This is a genomic window from Nocardia abscessus NBRC 100374 (genome assembly GCF_000308455.1).
GTDB lineage: Bacteria > Actinomycetota > Actinomycetes > Mycobacteriales > Mycobacteriaceae > Nocardia > Nocardia abscessus.
On record NZ_BAFP01000103.1, the window covers coordinates 23,847 to 42,196 of the forward strand.

The 18,350-nt window shown below is 70.2% G+C and carries 13 protein-coding genes and 1 riboswitch; of the genes, 5 read left to right on the top strand and 8 right to left on the bottom strand.

Going from position 1 to position 18,350, the window contains the following annotated elements; translation table 11 throughout:
* Positions 1–51 precede the first annotated feature (51 nt).
* On the bottom strand, positions 52–615 hold the full coding sequence (gene rsmD, locus ON19_RS20910; protein ID WP_043695434.1) for a 16S rRNA (guanine(966)-N(2))-methyltransferase RsmD: 564 nt from the start codon (positions 613–615) through the stop codon (positions 52–54).
* Positions 612–4,016 carry a pyruvate carboxylase gene (locus tag ON19_RS20915; protein ID WP_043695437.1) on the bottom strand — a complete coding sequence of 1,135 codons (3,405 nt, stop codon included), beginning with the start codon at positions 4,014–4,016 and terminating at the stop codon, positions 612–614. The genes rsmD and ON19_RS20915 overlap by 4 nt, the downstream gene beginning before the upstream one ends.
* 274 nt (positions 4,017–4,290) lie before the next feature.
* Positions 4,291–4,520, top strand: a riboswitch (cobalamin riboswitch).
* A 116-nt stretch (positions 4,521–4,636) separates the two neighbouring features.
* Here ON19_RS20915 and metE point away from each other — a divergent pair.
* Positions 4,637–6,937, top strand: a complete 2,301-nt coding sequence (gene metE / locus ON19_RS20920) for a 5-methyltetrahydropteroyltriglutamate--homocysteine S-methyltransferase (RefSeq protein WP_051169123.1) — start codon at positions 4,637–4,639, stop codon at positions 6,935–6,937.
* Positions 6,938–7,253: 316 nt separating this feature from the next.
* Here metE and ON19_RS20925 read toward each other — a convergent pair whose 3' ends face one another.
* The 3 genes from ON19_RS20925 to prpB form a co-directional block, all read right to left on the bottom strand.
* Positions 7,254–7,625 (bottom strand): nuclear transport factor 2 family protein, encoded by a 372-nt coding sequence (locus tag ON19_RS20925; RefSeq protein WP_043695443.1) that lies wholly within the window; start codon positions 7,623–7,625, stop codon positions 7,254–7,256.
* A 122-nt stretch (positions 7,626–7,747) separates the two neighbouring features.
* Entirely contained in the window at positions 7,748–8,872 is a 1,125-nt protein-coding gene (locus ON19_RS20930; protein ID WP_043695475.1) for a bifunctional 2-methylcitrate synthase/citrate synthase, read from the bottom strand.
* Positions 8,873–8,877: 5 nt separating this feature from the next.
* The gene (gene prpB, locus ON19_RS20935; RefSeq protein WP_043695478.1) at positions 8,878–9,786 is read right to left on the bottom strand and encodes a methylisocitrate lyase; all 909 of its coding nucleotides are present in this window, start codon (positions 9,784–9,786) and stop codon (positions 8,878–8,880) included.
* A 26-nt stretch (positions 9,787–9,812) separates the two neighbouring features.
* Here prpB and ON19_RS40530 point away from each other — a divergent pair, with 26 nt between their 5' ends.
* A complete protein-coding gene (locus ON19_RS40530; protein WP_083899514.1) occupies positions 9,813–9,989 on the top strand; it encodes a DUF1737 domain-containing protein in 177 nt (58 codons plus the stop codon).
* 8 nt (positions 9,990–9,997) lie between these two features.
* Here ON19_RS40530 and ON19_RS20940 read toward each other — a convergent pair whose 3' ends face one another.
* Positions 9,998–11,521, bottom strand: coding sequence for an MmgE/PrpD family protein (locus ON19_RS20940; RefSeq protein WP_043695446.1), 1,524 nt, complete (start codon positions 11,519–11,521; stop codon positions 9,998–10,000).
* Positions 11,522–11,667: 146 nt separating this feature from the next.
* Between ON19_RS20940 and ON19_RS20945 the strand changes: the two genes are divergently transcribed.
* The gene (locus tag ON19_RS20945; protein WP_043695448.1) at positions 11,668–13,089 is read left to right on the top strand and encodes a short-chain fatty acyl-CoA regulator family protein; all 1,422 of its coding nucleotides are present in this window, start codon (positions 11,668–11,670) and stop codon (positions 13,087–13,089) included.
* A gap of 7 nt (positions 13,090–13,096) precedes the next feature.
* On the opposite strand, the gene recG is transcribed toward ON19_RS20945, so the two are convergent.
* Both recG and ON19_RS20955 read right to left on the bottom strand, forming a co-directional pair.
* Positions 13,097–15,376, bottom strand: a complete 2,280-nt coding sequence (gene recG, locus ON19_RS20950; RefSeq protein ID WP_043695452.1) for an ATP-dependent DNA helicase RecG — start codon at positions 15,374–15,376, stop codon at positions 13,097–13,099.
* Between the two features lie 3 nt (positions 15,377–15,379).
* Positions 15,380–17,185 carry a DAK2 domain-containing protein gene (locus tag ON19_RS20955; protein ID WP_372478714.1) on the bottom strand — a complete coding sequence of 602 codons (1,806 nt, stop codon included), beginning with the start codon at positions 17,183–17,185 and terminating at the stop codon, positions 15,380–15,382.
* A 302-nt stretch (positions 17,186–17,487) separates the two neighbouring features.
* On the opposite strand from ON19_RS20955, the gene rpmB reads away from it, so the two are divergent.
* Both rpmB and ON19_RS20965 read left to right on the top strand, forming a co-directional pair.
* Positions 17,488–17,679: a 50S ribosomal protein L28 gene (rpmB, locus tag ON19_RS20960; protein WP_011210730.1), complete on the top strand. Its 192-nt coding sequence runs from the start codon at positions 17,488–17,490 to the stop codon at positions 17,677–17,679.
* 89 nt (positions 17,680–17,768) lie between these two features.
* Positions 17,769–18,299 carry a GNAT family N-acetyltransferase gene (locus ON19_RS20965; protein ID WP_051169124.1) on the top strand — a complete coding sequence of 177 codons (531 nt, stop codon included), beginning with the start codon at positions 17,769–17,771 and terminating at the stop codon, positions 18,297–18,299.
* The last annotated feature ends 51 nt before the right edge of the window (positions 18,300–18,350 follow it).

Here is an 18,350-nt window from a genome sequence, read left to right on the forward strand (position 1 = left end):
AGCCGACGCTAGCAGGGCACCGGCGGCCCGGCACCAGTGGCCGACCCGCGCCTATCCGTCCGGCTCGAAGTCCGCGAGATCGATGCGTGTTTCGCCGTACCGGCGCGACTTGGCCGGGACGAAGCCTGCGGGCCAAGCGATCTCGGGCGAGCGCGCCGAGCGCTCCAGCACGATCACCGCCCCGGGCCGCAGCCACTCGTGCTCGGTCAGCGCGCGCAGGTCGGCCAGCACGGCGGCGTTGTCCACCGCGTAGGGCGGATCGGAGAAGACCACGTCGAAGCGACCCGCCCCGCCCAGGCGCAGCACGCCGGCCACCGTCGCGACCCGTAATTCCGCGCCGGGCAGCCCGAGGTCGGCGATATTGCCGCGCACCACCGACGCCGCCTTGCGGTCGGACTCGATGAGCAACGCGTGCTCGGCGCCACGCGAGAGCGCCTCCAGCCCGAGCGCGCCGGAACCCGCGTACAGGTCCAGAACGCGGGCGCCCGCGAAGTCCAGCCGGGCGTCCAACGCGCTGAACAGCGCCTCCCGTACCCGGTCGGAGGTCGGCCGGGTGCCCGACGGCGGCACCCGAAGGCGCCGCCCGCCCGCCGTTCCGGCGACGATCCGCGTCATCCCGCGGACGACTCCCGCACCGCCAGCTCGATGAGCAGGTCGCCGCCTTCGACCTGCTGCACGGCACCGATGGCGACGCGACCGACGGTGCCCGCGCGGGGCGCGGTGATCGCGGCTTCCATCTTCATGGCTTCGATGGTGCCGATGGTGTCGCCCGCCGCGACCGAATCGCCTTCGGACACCGCGAGAGTGACGACACCGGCGAACGGCGCGGCGATGTGGCCGGGGTTGGCCTTGTCGGCTTTCTCGGCGGCCGGAATCTCGCTCGCGATCGACCGGTCACGAACCGAGACCGGCCGCAACTGGCCGTTGAGGATGCACATCACCGTGCGCATGCCGCGCTCGTCGGGTTCGGAGATCGCCTCCAGGCCGATGAGCAGGGTGACGCCCTTCTCCAGCTGCACCCGGTGCTCCTCGCCGCGGCGCAGGCCGTAGAAGAACTGGTTGGCCGACAGTCCGGAGGTGTCGCCGTACTTCTCGCGGTGGGCCAGGAATTCGGCGGTCGGGCCGGGGAACAGCAGCCGGTTCAGCGTCGCCCGGCGCTCCTCGGAGCTACCGGCCAGCGCCTTCTCGTCCGCGGGCGTCAACGGTGTCTCGGGCTTGGCCGCACCGCGTCCGGCCAGTGCTTTGCTGCGGAACGGTTCGGGCCAGCCACCGGCGGGGGTGCCCAGTTCGCCGCGCAGGAACCCGATCACCGAGTCCGGGATGTCGTAGCGGCCCGGGTCCGCGGCGAAGTCCTCGACATCGACGCCGGTACCGACCAGCGCCAACGCCAGATCACCGACGACCTTCGAGGACGGGGTGACCTTCACCAAGCGGCCCAGCAGCCGGTCGGCGGCGGCGTACTTCGCCTCGACCTCTTCGAACCGGTCGCCCAACCCGAGCGCGATCGCCTGCTGGCGCAGGTTCGACAACTGCCCGCCGGGGATCTCGTGGGTGTAGACGCGACCGGTCGGCGCGGGCAGCCCGGACTCGAACGGCGCGTACACCTTCCGCAGCGCTTCCCAGTACGGCTCCAGGTCGCACACGTTCTGCAGGTTCAACCCGGTGTCGTACTCGCTGTGCGCCGCGGCCGCGACGATCGCCGAGAGCGCGGGCTGACTGGTGGTACCGGCCATCGCGGCGCTCGCGCCGTCGACCGCGTCCGCACCGGCCTGCCACGCGGCCAGGTAGGTGGCCAGCTGCCCACCCGGGGTGTCGTGCGTGTGCACGTGCACCGGCAGATCGAAATTGCTGCGCAACGCGGTGACCAGCGTGGTCGCGGCCGGGGCGCGCAGCAGTCCGGCCATGTCCTTGATCGCCAGCACGTGCGCGCCCGCGTCGACGATCTGCTCGGCCAGCTTCAGGTAGTAGTCCAGGGTGTAGAGCGACTCGTCCGGGTTGGACAGATCGCCGGTGTAGCTGATCGCGACTTCGGCGATCGCGGTGCCCGTCTCGCGGACCGCGTCGATGGCCGGACGCATCTGATCGACGTTGTTGAGCGCGTCGAAGATCCGGAAGATATCGATGCCGGTGGCGGTCGCCTCGGAGACGAACGCGCGGGTCACCGCCTCCGGATACGGGGTGTAGCCGACGGTGTTGCGGCCGCGCAGCAGCATCTGCAGACAGATGTTCGGGACAGCTTCCCGCAACGCCGCCAACCGCTCCCACGGGTCCTCGTACAGGAACCGCAAGCCCACGTCGTAGGTCGCTCCGCCCCAGGCCTCGATCGACAGCAGCTCCGGCGTCAACCGCGCCACATGCCCCGCCACCCCGAGCAGGCCGTTGGTGCGCACCCGGGTGGCCAGCAGCGACTGGTGTGCGTCACGGAACGTGGTGTCGGTGACGCCGACCGCCTTCTGCTCACGCAGAGCCCGCGCGAAACCTTCCGGTCCCAGCCGGAGCAGCCGCTGGCGAGACCCGTCCGGCGGCGGCACGCTCAGATCGATCGCGGGCAGCTTGTCGTGCGGGTACACCGTGGTCGGCCGCTCGCCGTGCGGCTTGTTCACGGTGACGTCCGCCAGGTAGTCGAGGATCTTGGTGCCGCGGTCGGCGGATCGGCGCAGGGTCAGCAGCTGCGGGCGCTCGTCGATGAACGAGGTGGTCACCCGGCCTGCCTTGAAGTCGGGGTCGTCCAGCACGGCGAGCAGGAACGGGATGTTCGTGGCCACGCCGCGGATCCGGAACTCCGCCAGCGCCCGGCTCGCCCGCGCCACCGCCGCATCGAAGTCGCGACCACGGCAGGTGAGCTTGACCAGCATCGAGTCGAAATAGGCGCCGATCTCCGCGCCCAGGTTCGCGCCGCCGTCCAGGCGGATGCCCGCGCCGCCCGGCGTGCGGTAGGCGGTGATGCGCCCGGTGTCGGGACGGAACCCGTTGGCCGGGTCCTCGGTGGTGATCCGGCACTGCAGGGCCGCGCCCCGGATGGTCACCGCGTCCTGGCTCAGACCCAGCTGCTCGAGGGTTTCCCCCGCGGCGATCCGCAGCTGCGACTGCACCAGGTCGACGTCGGTGATCTCCTCGGTCACCGTGTGTTCCACCTGGATGCGCGGGTTCATCTCGATGAACACGTGGTTGCCGCGCTCGTCCAGCAGGAACTCCACGGTGCCCGCGCACGAGTAACCGATCTGCCGGGCGAACGCGACCGCGTCGGCGCAGATTCGTTCCCGCAGCCCGGGATCCAGATTCGGCGCGGGCGCCAGCTCGATCACCTTCTGATGCCGCCGCTGCACCGAGCAGTCCCGCTCGAACAGGTGCATCACATTGCCGTGCTGATCGGCCAGGATCTGCACCTCGATGTGGCGTGGGTTCACCACCGCCTGCTCCAGGAACACCGTCGGGTCACCGAACGCCGACTCCGCCTCCCGCGAAGCCGCCTCGATCGACTCGCGCAGCTGCTCGGGGGCCGCGACCCGGCGCATACCGCGCCCGCCGCCGCCCGCGACCGCCTTGACGAAGATCGGGTATTCCAGCTGCTGCGAGGCGGCCAGCAGCTCGTCCACGTCCGCCGACGGCGCGCTCGACCGCAGCACCGGCAGCCCGGCGGCCTTGGCCGCCTCGATGGCGCGCGCCTTGTTACCCGCCAGTTCGAGCACCTCGGCCGACGGGCCGATGAAGGTGATGCCCTCGCGGGCGCACGCCGCCGCCAGATCCGGGTTCTCCGACAAGAACCCGTACCCCGGGTAGATCGCGTCCGCTCCCGCCGACTTGGCCGCCTCGATGATCCCCTCGATCGACAGGTAGGCCCGCACCGGATGGCCGGGTTCGCCGATCTGATACGACTCCGCCGCCTTCAACCGATGAACCGAATTGCGGTCCTCGTAGGGAAACACAGCGACCGTCCCGATGCCGAGTTCGTACGCCGCGCGGAAGGCTCGGATGGCGATCTCGCCACGGTTGGCAACCAAGACTTTCGAGAACATTGACCTAAGGTACCCGGCCGTGTGAACCGCACCGACACGGAATCCCCCTTCGCAACCTCTTCACAACGGCGACTAGCACCGTTGCGAAGTTGCGTTCACCGCGCCGATACATGGGCGACGCGGCAGCAACCGGTGTGCTGTCCGGAAGCCGGGGCCTGCGCCGGGCCGGTCGCCCCGGCCCGGCACTGCGCGTCCTATGCTGAACGGGCAGCTGGTTCACCGCGGCACGACGAGATGGAGCCCCGACGTCGTGCGACGGAGCCGAGCCCGCCCGTGCGGCGACGTCACGGCGGGCGAGAGGGAACCCGGTGAGAATCCGGGACTGTCCCGCAGCGGTATGCAGGAACGACCGCCGTCACCAGGCACTGGGTCAACCGAGCCGGAAGGCTCCGCGACCTGGGAAGCGACGGCCAGTAGGTCGGCCATGGGGACCACCCCGGCTCATGCCGGTCCCTGGGGCCGGTGCCCGCGAGTCCGAAGACCTGCCAGCCGTGCCGGGTACGCCGTACCCGGCGGCCACCGCCTCGTGGATTGGGCGTGCGGATCACCAGCTGACGTGTCGAGCTCCTCGGCCGGGAACATCCCGGCATGTCAAAAGGTTCTCCGCTGCCCGTACGGCGATGGCTCGTCATCCTCAGCAATGGAGAAACATCGTGACTGTTGCACAGCAAAAGCCGTTCACCGCAACGGTTCTCGGGCTACCACGAGTGGGGCCCAAGCGCGAACTCAAGCGGGCCACCGAATCCTACTGGGCAGGCAAGATCGACGCCGACCAGTTGCACGCCGTGGCGCGCGACCTGCGGCACGCCCAGCTCACCGAATCGCGCGCCGCGGGTCTGGACTCGATCCCGGTCGGCACGTTTTCCTACTACGACCAGATGCTCGACACCGCCGTCCTGCTCGGCGCGCTGCCGCCCCGGGTCGCCGGGATCGCGGACCCGCTGGAACGGTATTTCGCCGCCGCGCGCGGCACCGACACGGTCGAGCCCTTGGAGATGACCAAGTGGTTCGACACCAACTATCACTACCTGGTCCCGGAAATAGGCCCGGATACCGCCTTCTCGCTGCATCCGGAGAAGCTGCTGGAGGAATTGCGGGAAGCGCTCGAACTGGGTGTGCCCGCGCGGCCGGTGGTGATCGGCCCGATCACCTTCCTCAAGCTGGCGAAGGCCGGCGGCGGCTCGCCGCTCGCCCGGCTGATCGAGTTGCTGCCGCTGTATCGGGAGCTGCTGCGCAGGCTGGCCGTCGCCGGGGCGGAGTGGGTGCAGATCGATGAGCCCGTGCTGGTCACCGACCTCACGGCGGAGGAGATCGGCCTCGTGCAGGTCACCTACGACGAGCTCGCCGACGCCACCGATCGTCCGGCGATCCTCGTCGCGACCTACTTCGGCCAGACGGGTGCCGCGCTCGCCGCCCTGGCGAGCACCGGCGTGGAGGGAGTCGCCCTCGACTTCACCTCCGGGGCCGACGTCGCCGCGGTGGCGGCCCTGCCCGCGTTGGCGGGCAAGCTGATCGTCGCGGGAGTGGTGGACGGTCGCAATGTGTGGCGCACCGATCTCGACCGCGCCCTGGCCACACTCGGCACGTTGCTGGGATCCGCTGCACACGTGGCGGTTTCGAGCTCCTGCTCGCTGCTGCACGTGCCCTATACCCTGGCCGCGGAGACGCGATTGGACGAGCGGCCTCGGTCCTGGCTGGCGTTCGGCGCGGAGAAGGTGGCCGAGGTCCGCCTGCTCGCGACCGGGCTGAGCGAGGGCACGGAGGCCATCGAGGCGGACCTGGCCGCGGCGCGCGCGGCACTGGCGTCGCGGAGGTCGGACCCGCGGCTGAACGACGCGCGGGTGCGGGCCAGGCTGGCCGAACTCGGGCCGGACGCCGTCCGACGCGCCCCCGCCGAGCAGCGCCGGGAACTGCAACGGGACCGGCTGCGGTTGCCCGCGTTGCCGACCACGACGATCGGTTCCTACCCACAGACCGCGAGCATCCGGCTGGCGCGAGCGGCGCTGCGCACGGGCGAGATCGATCAGGCGGAGTACGTGCGCCGGATGCGCGCCGAGATCGCGGACGTCATCGCGCTCCAGGAGGAACTGGGTCTGGACGTGCTGGTGCACGGCGAGCCGGAGCGCAACGACATGGTGCAGTACTTCGCCGAGCAGCTCGACGGGTTCGCGGCGACCGAGCACGGCTGGGTGCAGTCCTACGGCACGCGCTGCGTGCGGCCGCCGATCCTGTTCGGCGACGTGGCGCGGCGGGAGCCGATGACCGTGGAGTGGATCGGCTACGCGCAGTCGCTCACCGACAAGCCGGTGAAAGGCATGCTGACCGGCCCGGTGACCATTCTGGCGTGGTCGTTCGTGCGCGACGACCAGCCGTTGGGCGAGTCCGCTCGCCAGGTGGCGCTGGCGATCCGGGACGAGACCGTCGACTTGGAGTCGGCGGGCGTCCGGATCATCCAGGTCGACGAGCCCGCCCTGCGGGAACTGCTTCCGTTGCGCGCGGCCGATCAGTCCGAGTACCTGGAGTGGTCGGTGCGGTCGTTCCGGCTCGCGACCTCCGGGGTGTCGGATACGACGCAGATCCACACGCACCTGTGCTACTCGGAGTTCGGTGAGGTGATCGATGCGATCGCCGGGCTGGACGCCGACGTCACGTCGATCGAGGCGGCACGCTCCCGGATGGAGGTGCTCGACGATCTCAACGCGGCGGGTTTCGACCTCGGCGTCGGGCCGGGCGTCTACGACATCCACTCGCCTCGGGTCCCCGGCGTGGAGGAGATCACCGCGTCGCTGCGCGCGGCGCTGAAAGCCGTTCCGGCCGAACGGCTCTGGGTGAATCCGGACTGCGGGCTGAAGACCAGGGGACGCGTCGAGGTGGAGGCCTCGCTGCGCAACATGGTCGCCGCGGCGGCGGCCGTGCGATGACCCGGCCCGCCTGACCGGTGCCCCCTTCGCCTGGCGAGGGGGGCACCGAATTCTTCACGGCCTCAGTCGGATTCCGGCTCCGGCCGGGGCGGCTGCCGCCGCCGCAAGGTGTACCGATCACAGGGCTCTTCCCGCCGCGTCACCGGCAACTCCCGCGCCCGCGCCCGCATCCCCCGCCGCCACGCCGTATGACAACCAGAACAACGCTCCACCGGCCACCCCTCCTCAAACCTCGACTTATGTCTTTCCCCTCTTGCCTACTTCGACGCACCCATACCGGATTCGGTTCCCTGCGATTCCGGAACTCGTGTCGGCGCTACAGGCCGAAGGCTCGGTTGATGGCGGCCATGTCGAAATAGTCCCGCCAGATGGTGATGGCGCCGTCGGTGACTTCGAAGAAGCCCATGACGGGGAGGGGGGTCCCGCGGCCGGCGGAGCGCAGGGTGTCGGTGCGTTCGTTCATGACCACGTTGCCGGATGCGATCTGATGGTGGATGTCGAAGTCGATAGCTTCGAAGGTGGTCAGGAAGCCTGCGATGAAGTCGCGGATCGCGGTGCGCCCGACGATGGGTTCCATCGGGATGTTGTGGTAGACGGCGTCCTCGGCGAAGTACGCGCTGATTCGATCCGGGTCGGGGTCGGACCAGCTTCGGCACATCGCACGCACGAGCTCGTCGGGATCGGGCATTCGCTTGGCTCACTTCCTGCTGCCGGAGGGCGGGGCGCCGGACCTCTCGATTGAACCAAGCAATCGCTCGGTTGGGAAGAGTGGATCGCGGCCTCCCCGCTCTGCCTGCGGCAGGCCCCCGGTCAGCGGCTGACGACCACCTCCCGCTGCGGTACCCCGGTGTACTCCGACAGCGGCCGGATCAGCGCGTTCGAGGCCACCTGCTCGATGATGTGCGCGGTCCACCCGGTGATCCGGCTCATCACGAAGATCGGCGTGAACATCGCGATGTCGAAACCCATCAGGTAGTAGGCGGGTCCGGCGGGGAAATCCAGATTCGGCTCGATACCGGTGGCCTCGTCCATCGCGCGTTCCAGCGCGGCGGACACGCGCAGCCAGCGCTCGCCTCCGGTCACCGCCGCCACCTGCGCCAGTTCCGCGCGCATGGTCGGCACCCGGGAATCGCCGTTCTTGTAGACCCGGTGCCCGAAGCCCATCACCTTCTGCTTGTCGGCGAGCTTGGCGCGCAGCCATTCGCCCGCCGCTTCCGGTTCGCCGATCTCCAGCAGCGCGTGCATGACGGCCTCGTTGGCGCCGCCGTGCAGTGGCCCTTTCAGCGCCCCGATCGCGGCCGTGACCGCGCTGTAGATATCCGATCGCGTGGAGGTGACCACTCGTGCGGCGAAGGTGGAGGCGTTGAAACCGTGCTCCGCGTAGAGGATCAGCGACGTCTCGAACGCCCGGACGATCCGGGGATCGGGTACCGCGCCGAAGCACATGTTCAGGAAGTTCGCCGCGAAGCCCAGGTGCGAATGCGGCGCGACGGGATCCAGCCCACGCCGCCGCCGCATGTCGGCGGCGATGACGGTCGGAAGCACCGCGGTCAGGCGCAGTGCCTTGGCGCGCAGCGCCCGCTGTGCGGTGGCACCGGAAAGGTCCTCCTCCGGGTCCTCGGCCCCCAGATAACTCACCACCGTCCGCACCACGTCCATCGGATGACAGGAGTCGGGCATCTTCTCGATCAGCGAGAGGACCGACCGGCCGATCCGCCGCTGGGCGCGCTCGCGCCCGCACAGCATTTCGAGCTGTGCGGCGTCGGGCAACTCGCCGTACCAGAGCAGGTACGCGACCTCCTCGAATCCGCAGTGCCGCGCCAGATCCGGCACCGCGTAGCCGCGATAGGTCAGGGAGTTGGTCTCCGGCACCACCTTCGAGATGGCGGTGGTGTCGACCACGACTCCGGCCAGGCCCTTCTTGATCTCGGTCATGTCGCTCACTCGCTCACGGTGAAGGTGAATATGCCCGCGTCGAACGCGTTGTACTGCTCGTAGCGCAGCAGTTCGTAGAGCCGGGACCGGTGCTGCATGGTCCCGAGCAGCGCGGCCTGCGTCCCGGTGCGGTCGATCTCGCGCAGCCCCTGCTCCACGGCGTACATGGCCAGCCGCAGCGTCGTCACGGGATAGATGACCGCGTTGTACCCGAGTTCCTCCAGCTCTCGCGCGGACAGCAGCTCGGACTTGCCGAACTCGGTCATGTTCGCCAGCAGCGGGATGTGCACCGCAGCACGGAATTTCGCGAACTCCGCCGCGTCGGCCAGCGCTTCGGTGAAGATCAGGTCCGCGCCCGCGTCCGCGTAGGCCTTGGCCCGGTCGATCGCGGCGGCCAGTCCGTCCGTGCCGCGCGCGTCGGTGCGGGCGCAGACGACGAAGTCCGGGTCGCGCCGGGCCGAGACGGCGGCGCGCAGGCGCCGCACCATGTCCTCGACCGGCACGACGGCCTTGCCGTCGAGGTGACCGCAGCGCTTCGGATTGACTTGATCCTCGATGTGACAGCCCGCCAGTCCGGCGTCCTCCAGGAGCGTGACGGTGCGGGCGGCGTTCATCGGCTCCCCGAAGCCGGTATCGGCGTCGACGAGCACCGGAAGGTCGGTGACCCGCGCGATCTGCTGCGCCCGCGCGGCCACCTCGCTGAGCGTGGTCAGGCCGATATCGGGCAAGGCCAGCTCGGCCGACAGCACCGCGCCCGAGACGTACACGCCTTCGAACCCGATTTCCTCGATAAGCCGGGCCGCCAGCGGATCGAACGCGCCGGGAAACCGCTGGATCCGGCCCGAGGCCAGACCGGCGCGGAAGGCCGCGCGCTTCTGCTGCGCGGTCGTCGCCGACGACAACAGGCCGGTCACCGCGACCACCGTCCTACGCTCATCGCATGACCGAAGCCGAACCGCTGCGCTACCGACTGATCACCGGCGTCGACGACGCGCGATTCTGCGCCCGCGTCAGCGACCTGCTCGGTCAGGGCTATCGGCTGCACGGATCGCCCGCGCTCACCTTCGACGGCGAGAACGTGATCGCCGCGCAGGCGGTGATCCCGGCCGAGGACTGACGCCCGCATCAGAAGATTCCTTCCGCAATCCGCGGCGCTCGGGTGAGCACCTCGTCGGACACGGTGAAATTCAGTTGGTCCAGCTCACCGGCGGCCAGTTCCGGCGTCCGCTGGGCCGCGTCGAGGAAGCGCTCCTGCTCGGCCTCGTCGAGCACCCCCTCGGCCAGGGTGCGGAACTTGGCGATGTACTGAGCCCGGCCGAACGGACGCGCTCCCAGCGGGTGGGCGTCGGCGACGGCCAATTCGTCGACGATCGTCTCCCCGCTCGCCAGCGTGACCACGGCGCGCGCGCCGAACGCCTTTTCCCCGGGGTCGGTGGCGTGGTAGCGCCGGGTCCACTCCGGGTCCTCGGTCGTGCTGATCTTGCGCCACAGCGCGACGGTGTCCGGCCGCCGCGCCCGCTCGGGCGCGTACGACCGCTCGTGGTGCCAGGTCCCGTCCTGCAGTGCCACCGCGAAGATGTAGGGCAGCGAATGATCGAGTGTTTCGCGGCCGGCGTGCGGATCGAACTTCTGCGGGTCGCCGGAGCCGGTACCGATCACCACGTGCGTGTGGTGACTGGTGTGCAGCACGATCGAGGCGATCTGCGCCGGATCGCCGATCCGTGCCCGCATCCGGCGCGCGAGATCGATCGGCGCCTGACTCTGGTATTCGGCCGAGTGCTCTTTGGTGTAGCTGTCCAGGATGGCGCGCTTGGCCTCGCCGGGGCGTGGCAGCGGCACGCGATATTCGGCGTCCGGTCCGCCGAGCAACCGGGCGATCACGCCGTCGGCGCCCTCCCAGATCGGCGCGGGCGCACCCTCGCCGCGCAGTGCGCGATCCACTGCCTCGACCGCCATCTTGCCCGCGAAGGCGGGTGCGTAGGCCTTCCAGCTGGAGATCTCTCCTTTGCGGGACTGTCGCGTCGCCGTGGTGGTGTGCAGCGCCTGGCCGAGCGCCTGGTAGATGGTCTCGGTGCCGAGCCCGAGCAGCGTGCCGATCCCCGCCGCGGCGGAGGGGCCGAGATGGGCGACGTGATCGATCTTGTGCTCGTGCAGGCAGATCCCGCGCGCCAGGTCGATCTGGATCTCGTAGCCGGTGGCCAGCCCGCGGATCAGCTCGGCGCCGCTGCGACCGAGATGCTGGGCGACGGCGAGGATCGGCGGGATGTTGTCACCCGGATGCGAGTACTCCGCGGCGAGGAACGTGTCATGGAAGTCCAGTTCCCGCACCGCGACGCCATTGGCCCAAGCGGCCCACTCGGGCGAAACCCGCTGCCCGACCGGCAGGCCGAAGACCGTGGCCCCGCGCCGGCCGGTCCGCGGCCGGTAGGGCTGCGCGGTGGCCTGGGCGCGCGCGGCGGTCACCGGGCGGCGCGTCAGCGAAGCGGCGGCTACCGCGGCGTTGTCGATGATCCGGTCGATGATCATCGCACCGACTTCGGTGGTGACTTCGACCTGGTCGGCGGCCACTTCGGCGATCTTGGTGGCGAGATGCTCGGAGCGTGGGAACTCCTCGGCGGCGCAACGGGCTCGTACGATGTGTGTCTTCATGCATCCTCCACGACGCGGCGACGAATCTCTCTTCGCACGCTACGCAGATCGGACAGGACACTTAATACCTCGCAAAAGCATATTTTCGTGGGTAACAACGCGTGTTTTTGCGATGATTGCGAATAAGCGCAGCTACCATCGTGCACGTGCGCAAGATGTATGCGGGCGCCCGGCTTCGGCGATTGCGCGAAGAGCGGAGGATGACTCAGGCGGCTCTGGCGAAATCGCTGGATCTGTCGCCGAGCTATCTCAACCAGCTCGAGCGCGACCAACGCCCCCTCACCATTCCCGTACTGCTGAAACTGAATTCGACCTTCGACCTCGACGTCCAGTTCTTCGCCGCCGACTCGGACGCGCGCCTGGTGTCCGACCTGCACGAAGTGCTGGTGGACGCCGCGGGCGGGCACACCGCGCCGCTGACCGAAGTCGAGGAGCTGGCGACCCGTCAGCCGGAGGTCGCCAGGATCGTCGTCGCGATGCATCGCCGACTACGCGCCGCCACCGATCAGCTCGACCTGCTCTCCGCGCGGGTCTCCGCGCCCGCGGGCGCGCCCGGGGTGCCGATGCCCTACGAGGACGTGCGCGACTTCTTCTACGACCACCACAATCACATTCCGCAGCTGGACATCGCCGCCGAGCAACTGTTCGAGAACTCCGGACTCAGCATCGGCTCACTCGATCGCCAGCTAGCGCGGATCGCCGAGGAACGTGCGGGCGTGACCGTGCTGGTGCGCGGTGACGGCGCCGACCCCAACGTTCCCAAACGGCACTACGACCCGGAGACCCGCACGCTCACCCTCGCCCGTCGGCTGCGGCCGGGCCAGCGCGCCTTCCAGATCGCCACCACGCTCGGCTTCCTGCTGTACGGGGCGGAGCTGGACGGGGTCCTGGCCGAAACCCCCTCGCTCAGCGGCGAATCCCGCACGCTGGCGCGGATCGGGCTGGCCAACTACTTCGCCGGCGCGCTGGTGCTGCCGTACGGGCGATTCCTGCGCTCGGCCGAGGAACTGCACTACGACATCGACCTGCTCGCCCTTCGTTTCGAGGTCGGCTTCGAAACCATCTGCCATCGGCTGAGCACCTTGCAGCGGCAAGGGCAGCGCGGCGTCCCGTTCTTCTTCGTGCGCACCGATCGCGCGGGCAACATCTCCAAACGTCAGTCCGCCACCGCGTTCCATTTCTCCCGGGTGGGCGGCAGTTGCCCGCTGTGGGTGGTGCACGAGGCCTTCGCACACCCCGGGCGCATACTCACCCAGATCGCCGAGATGCCCGACGGCCGCCGCTATCTGTGGGTGGCCCGCACCGCGGCGATCGCACCGCACGGGTTCGGCACCGCGGCGAAGAACTTCGCGATCGGTCTCGGCTGCGACATCGAATACGCCGACCGCCTGGTGTATTCGGCCGGGTTGCAGGTGGACGACCCGGCCACCGCGGTCCCGATCGGCGCGGGCTGCAAGGTGTGCGAGCGTCCCGGGTGCCCGCAGCGGGCGTTCCCGCACATCGGCAGCCCGTTGGCGGTCACCGAATACACCAGCACCGATTTGCCCTACCCGCGGCTCGGACGCTGACGAGGCATCACGACTTCGCCAGATACTCCAGCCGCTCGGAGTCCACCGCCGCGTGCATCATCCCGGCCAGACCGGGATGCTTGCGCAATCCGGGATCGGACGCCACCACGTCCCGGGCGAAATCCTGGGCGGCGGTGATGACCTCGAGGTCGTCCAGCAGCGACAGCAGGCGCAGCGAGCGGGCCGTGCCGGACTGGGCGGCGCCGAGCACGTCACCCTCACGGCGGGTGCGCAGGTCGAGCACCGCGAGTTCGAAGCCGTCGGTGGTGGCCGCGACCGCGTCCAGCCGCGCCATGGCCGACCCGCCCGGCGCGGCGTCGGTGACCAGCAGGCACAGTCCGGGGTGCTTTCCCCGGCCGATCCGGCCGCGCAGCTGGTGCAGCTGACTGACGCCGAACCGGTCCGCGTCGACGATCACCATCACCGTCGCGTTGGGCACGTCCACCCCGACCTCGACCACCGTGGTGCACACCAGCACGTCCACCGATCCGTCGTTGAACGCCCGCATCACCTGGTCTTTTTCATCGGCGGGCAGTCTGCCGTGCAGCAGGCCGACCCGCACGCCCGACAGCGGCCCGCCGCGCAGCATCTCGAACACGTCGAGCACGGCCTGGGTGGTGGGGCCTTCCTTCTCGCCGTCACCGGACTTGGAGCGCCCGTTGCGGGACTTGCCGGTCGCCTCCTCGTCGTCGCCGATGCGCGAACACACCACGTACGCCTGGCGTCCGGCGGCGACCTCCTCCACGATCCGCTCCCAGGCGCGATCCACCCAGTTCGGATGCTGTCTGCGCGGCACCACCTTGGAGACGATCGGCGAGCGACCTCGCGGCAGTTCGGTCAGCGTGGAGGTCTCCAGGTCGCCGAGCGTGGTCATGGCGATGGTGCGCGGGATCGGCGTCGCGGTCATCACCAGCAGATGCGGGCTGGCGCCCGCTTTCGCCTTGGCGCGCAACGCGTCCCGCTGCTCGACGCCGAAGCGATGCTGTTCGTCGACCACCACCATGCCGAGGTCGAAGAACTCGACGTTGTCCTGGATCAGCGCGTGTGTGCCGATCACGATGCCCGCCTCGCCGGTCACCGCCTCCAGCAGCGCGGCCTTCTTCGCCGCGGCCGACATCGAGCCGGTCACCAGCGCCACGCGGGTGGCGTTGTCGGCCGCGCCCAGCTCGCCCGCGGCGCCCAGCTCGCCGAGCATGCCGCGCAGCGACCGGTAGTGCTGCGCGGCCAGCACCTCCGTCGGGGCGAGCAGCGCGCACTGCAGGCCCGCGTCGACCACTTGCAGCATGGCGTGCAGGGCGACGATCGTCTTGCCCGAGCCCACCTCACCTTGCAGCAACCGGTGCATCGGCTGCTCGCGAGCCAGGTCGGCGGAGATCTCGGCGACGACCTGCTGCTGCCCCGCGGTGAGCTCGAAGGGCAGGCGCTGGTCGAACGCCGCGGCGATGCCGTCGGTGCGTGGCACGCAGGCGCGTGCGCGGCGACCGGATACCTCGTGCCTGCGCTCGGCCAGCACCAGTTGCAGGGCCAGCGCCTCGTCGAAACGCAGCCGGTCTCTGGCCTGATCGATATCGGACTTGCGCTCGGGCAGGTGGATCAAGCGCAGCGCGTCGGACAGGTTCGGCAGCGCGCGTTCGGCGCGCACGTCCTCCGGCAGCGGATCATCGAGCGGATCGAGCTGGTCGAGCACCTGACGCACGCAGGCGAGCACATCCCAGCTCTGCACCTTGGCGGTCGCCGGGTAGACCGGGATGAACTCGCGTTCCATGAACGAGGTGTCCACTCCCCCGGCGCCTTTGGCGCTCTGCGCCAGGCCGCGCAGGTCTCCGCCGCCGCGGACCTTGGTCAACGCGCCGACCGAGTCGTCGTCCTCGGTCTCCGGCAGGATCAGGTAACCGGGGTGGCTGAGGTTCCACTGGCCGGGCCGCCAGTAGGTCACCGTGCCCGACATCATCGCGCGCAGACCTTCGCGCACGACGTATTTCACCTTGTCGCCGTTGAAGAAGGTGACGTCGACGCCGCGCCCGGAGCCGGTGTCGAGCACCACCTTCAGCAGCGACCCGCGGCGGTTGCGCATCGGCCGCAGATCGGCCTTGGTGATCCGCCCGATGACCGTGATGTGCGAACCGTCCTCGGGCGCCTCCTCGGTGAGCGGCTGCCCCTGTGTGGCGTAGCGCAGCGGGTAGTGCCGCAGCAGGTCCTCGACGGTGTGCATGTCGAACGCGTCCGCCAGCGAGGCCGCCGCCTTCGCCCCGAGTATGTGGTCGAGCCGATCGCTCAGTGTCGCCATGCCCTACTCCACTCCGATCTGCACCGAATCGCCGTGCTGCCCACCGGAATACACGATCACCTCGACACCGGGGAAGTGCTGCGCGATGTGGGCGGCGAGTTCGTCGCCGAGGCCTTCCGGCGCGGCCGCTCCCATCAGCAAGGTGACCAGCTCGCCGCCGAAGGCGAGCAGCCGGTCCAACAGCGTCCGGCCCGCCGTCCGCACGTCGGGCTCGATCACGACGACGTCGTGGCCGGCCAGCCCGAGCCCGTCGCCCGGTTCACAGGTGCCGACCATGGTGAGCGCGCGCTCGGTCGCCGCGCGCAGCGATCCCCAGCGCGTCGTCGCGGCCGCCTCCGACATGGTGAAAGCGTCGTCGACCGCGATCCGTCCTCGGTCGTGCACGGCCAGTGCGGCCAGGCCCTGCACCATCGACGCGCTCGGCAGCAGCAGCACGTCGCGGTGGGCGTCGCGCGCCGCGACGCCGACGGCGACCAGTTCGTGCGCAGGCAACGCGCCGTTGGGCAGCACCAGCACTTCGCGGTTCGGCATCCGCCGGATGGCGGCCAGCAGCGCCGTCGCGGTGACCGGCTCGTCGCCCGCCAGCACCACGGCACCCGCGTCCTCGAACAGCGACGCCGCGCCCGCGCCGGCGACCACCGCCAGAATCCCGCGGTCGGCCGGAGCGCCGGGGGGCTTCGCCGCGGCCGAGCCGAGCGCACCGGCCACGACCTGGGTCGAATCGGCGGCCGGGGTGGATTTCGTGGTGTCTCCGGTTCGAGCGGGCCAGGTCCGCGCGTCGGAGGCACGGCCGGCGCCGGGGTTCGGCTCGTTTCCGGCGCCCGCGACCCCGGCGCGGTTTCCGGGCGCGGGCCATACGTCTCGATGCGACCCGAAGGTGACGTTCTCGACGCGGATCCGGCTGAGCGTGCCCGCGGCGATGCCCGCCTCCACCGCCGCACCCGCGTCGGCGCAGTGCACATGCGCCGACCAGGACCCGCCGCCGTCACCGACGACCACCACCGAGTCGCCGAGTTCGCCGAGACGGGCTCGCAGCGCGGCCACTCTCGACTCGTCGGAGTGGGCCAGCAGGTACATCACCTCGTACTGCGGTTCGGCGTCGTCGGCGGACGCGCAGCGCGCCACCGACGACGGCCGGGGGTACTCCGGCCGCTCGGGCGCTTCGCCCCTGGTCATCGTGACCAAACTGTCCAGCAGCACGACCAGCCCGCGGGCACCCGCATCGACGACACCGGCCTCACGCAGCACACCCAATTGAAAGGGAGTATCGCCGAGCGCCTTGGCCGCACCGTCGGCCGCGGCCAGGGCCACGCCTGCCAGTGTCCGATCCGGGCACCCCGCGGCCGCCGCGGCGGCGCAGTCCAGCACGGTGAGGATGGTCCCTTCGATCGGCACGCTCAGCGCTTCGCGCACCAGCTCGGAGGCCCTGGTCAGCGCCACGCGCAGGCTGTCTGCCGTGAACGGACCCCCGCCCACCGCTTCCGCGACGCCCCGCAGCACCTGGGACAGGATGATCCCGGAGTTGCCGCGGGCCCCGACCGTCGCGCCGTGCGCCATCGCGACGGCGACGGCGTGAGCCGCGCTCCCGTCCCCGCTCGCCTCGGTGTTCGCCCGCGACGCCGCGACCGCTTCCGCCGCCTCGACCGCGGCCCGCATGGTGGCCAGCAGATTGGTGCCGGTGTCGGCGTCCGGGACGGGAAAGACATTGAGCGCGTTGATCTCCTCGCGGCGGTGTTCCAGGCCGGCAAGACAGGTGCGGCCCCAGCACAGCAATGCCGTGCCGTCCAGCACATCTCGCGCCCCGGACACCGTCACCGCACTCCTTCCGCCGCCGCACCACACCGTCCGCCAGGTTAGCTGGCGGTGCCGACAGGCAACCGGCAAGACCGCGCCATTAAACTGGAGGTGCCCAGCTACCGCTCCGGCACTCGTCCGCGGGGACCGGTTTGGTGGATCGGTACCGGCACAGCTACCCTTGCAGGGTTGCCTCGCGCGGCCGTCACCGGTCTGCGCTGGTCGGCTACCCAGCCGACAGGGCACACTCGACATTGCACGAGGGCGCGCTCGCGAAAGCGGCGGTCCCCACCATTGACATGAAGGAGTTCGCGACTATGGCTGCCGTCTGCGACGTCTGCGCCAAGGGCCCCGGCTTCGGGAAGTCGGTCTCGCACTCGCACCGGCGCACCAACCGTCGTTGGAACCCGAACATCCAGACCGTTCGCGCGCAGGTCGCCCCGGGCAACACCCGCCGCATGAACGTGTGCACCTCCTGCCTGAAGGCGGGCAAGGTCGTCCGCGGCTGATCCGCCCCGGCTGACCGAACGCCCCGGCACCCACTACGGGTGGTCCGGGGCGTCGTCATGACTGCGGGCGCTCGGCGAGCGTTCCCGCGGTGAGCGAGCGCCCCTGGCGGGTCCAGCCGCTGGCCGCCGAGTACACCTACAGCCTCGCCGAATGCCACATCTCCTGCTGGCGCGAGGCGTACCGGGGGCTGGTGCCCGACCACGTGCTCGACGCGTTCGACATCGAGCGGCGAGCCGAGCTGTGGGAACGCGATCGGGTGCGCTACCCGGGCCGCACCCACGTCGCGATCGTCGAGGACGACGTGGTCGGGTTCGCCAGCGCGGGCCCGCCTGCTGCCGCGGACGCGGTGACCCCGCTGGAACTACACGCCCTCTACGTGCGCTCCCGCTGGCACGGCAGTGGCGTAGCCGACGACCTGATTCGCGCCGCACTCGACCCGGCCGCTCCGTGCTCGCTGTGGGTGTTCGAGCGGAATGCGCGCGCCCAGGCGTTCTACCGGAGGCACGGCTTCGTGCTCGACGGCACGCGCAAACTCGAGTCGTTCACCGCCGAGGTGGAGGTGCGCATGGTGCGCACGCCGACGATGCACGCGGACTTCGCGCCTGATGACGCCCCTTAGGCGTACCTCCGCCTTCGCTCCGGCCGTGCGCAGCTCCCTCCTGCCTTCGCT

Excerpts from the sequence above, each read along its gene's own strand:
- rsmD (WP_043695434.1), bottom strand. The coding sequence starts at position 615 with ATGACGCGGATCGTCGCCGGAACGGCGGGCGGGCGGCGCCTTCGGGTG.
- ON19_RS20915 (WP_043695437.1), bottom strand. The coding sequence starts at position 4,016 with ATGTTCTCGAAAGTCTTGGTTGCCAACCGTGGCGAGATCGCCATCCGA.
- metE (WP_051169123.1), top strand. The coding sequence starts at position 4,637 with ATGGCTCGTCATCCTCAGCAATGGAGAAACATCGTGACTGTTGCACAG.
- ON19_RS20925 (WP_043695443.1), bottom strand. The coding sequence starts at position 7,625 with ATGCCCGATCCCGACGAGCTCGTGCGTGCGATGTGCCGAAGCTGGTCC.
- ON19_RS20930 (WP_043695475.1), bottom strand. The coding sequence starts at position 8,872 with ATGACCGAGATCAAGAAGGGCCTGGCCGGAGTCGTGGTCGACACCACC.
- ON19_RS40530 (WP_083899514.1), top strand. The coding sequence starts at position 9,813 with ATGACCGAAGCCGAACCGCTGCGCTACCGACTGATCACCGGCGTCGAC.
- ON19_RS20940 (WP_043695446.1), bottom strand. The coding sequence starts at position 11,521 with ATGAAGACACACATCGTACGAGCCCGTTGCGCCGCCGAGGAGTTCCCA.
- recG (WP_043695452.1), bottom strand. The coding sequence starts at position 15,376 with ATGGCGACACTGAGCGATCGGCTCGACCACATACTCGGGGCGAAGGCG.
- rpmB (WP_011210730.1), top strand. The coding sequence starts at position 17,488 with ATGGCTGCCGTCTGCGACGTCTGCGCCAAGGGCCCCGGCTTCGGGAAG.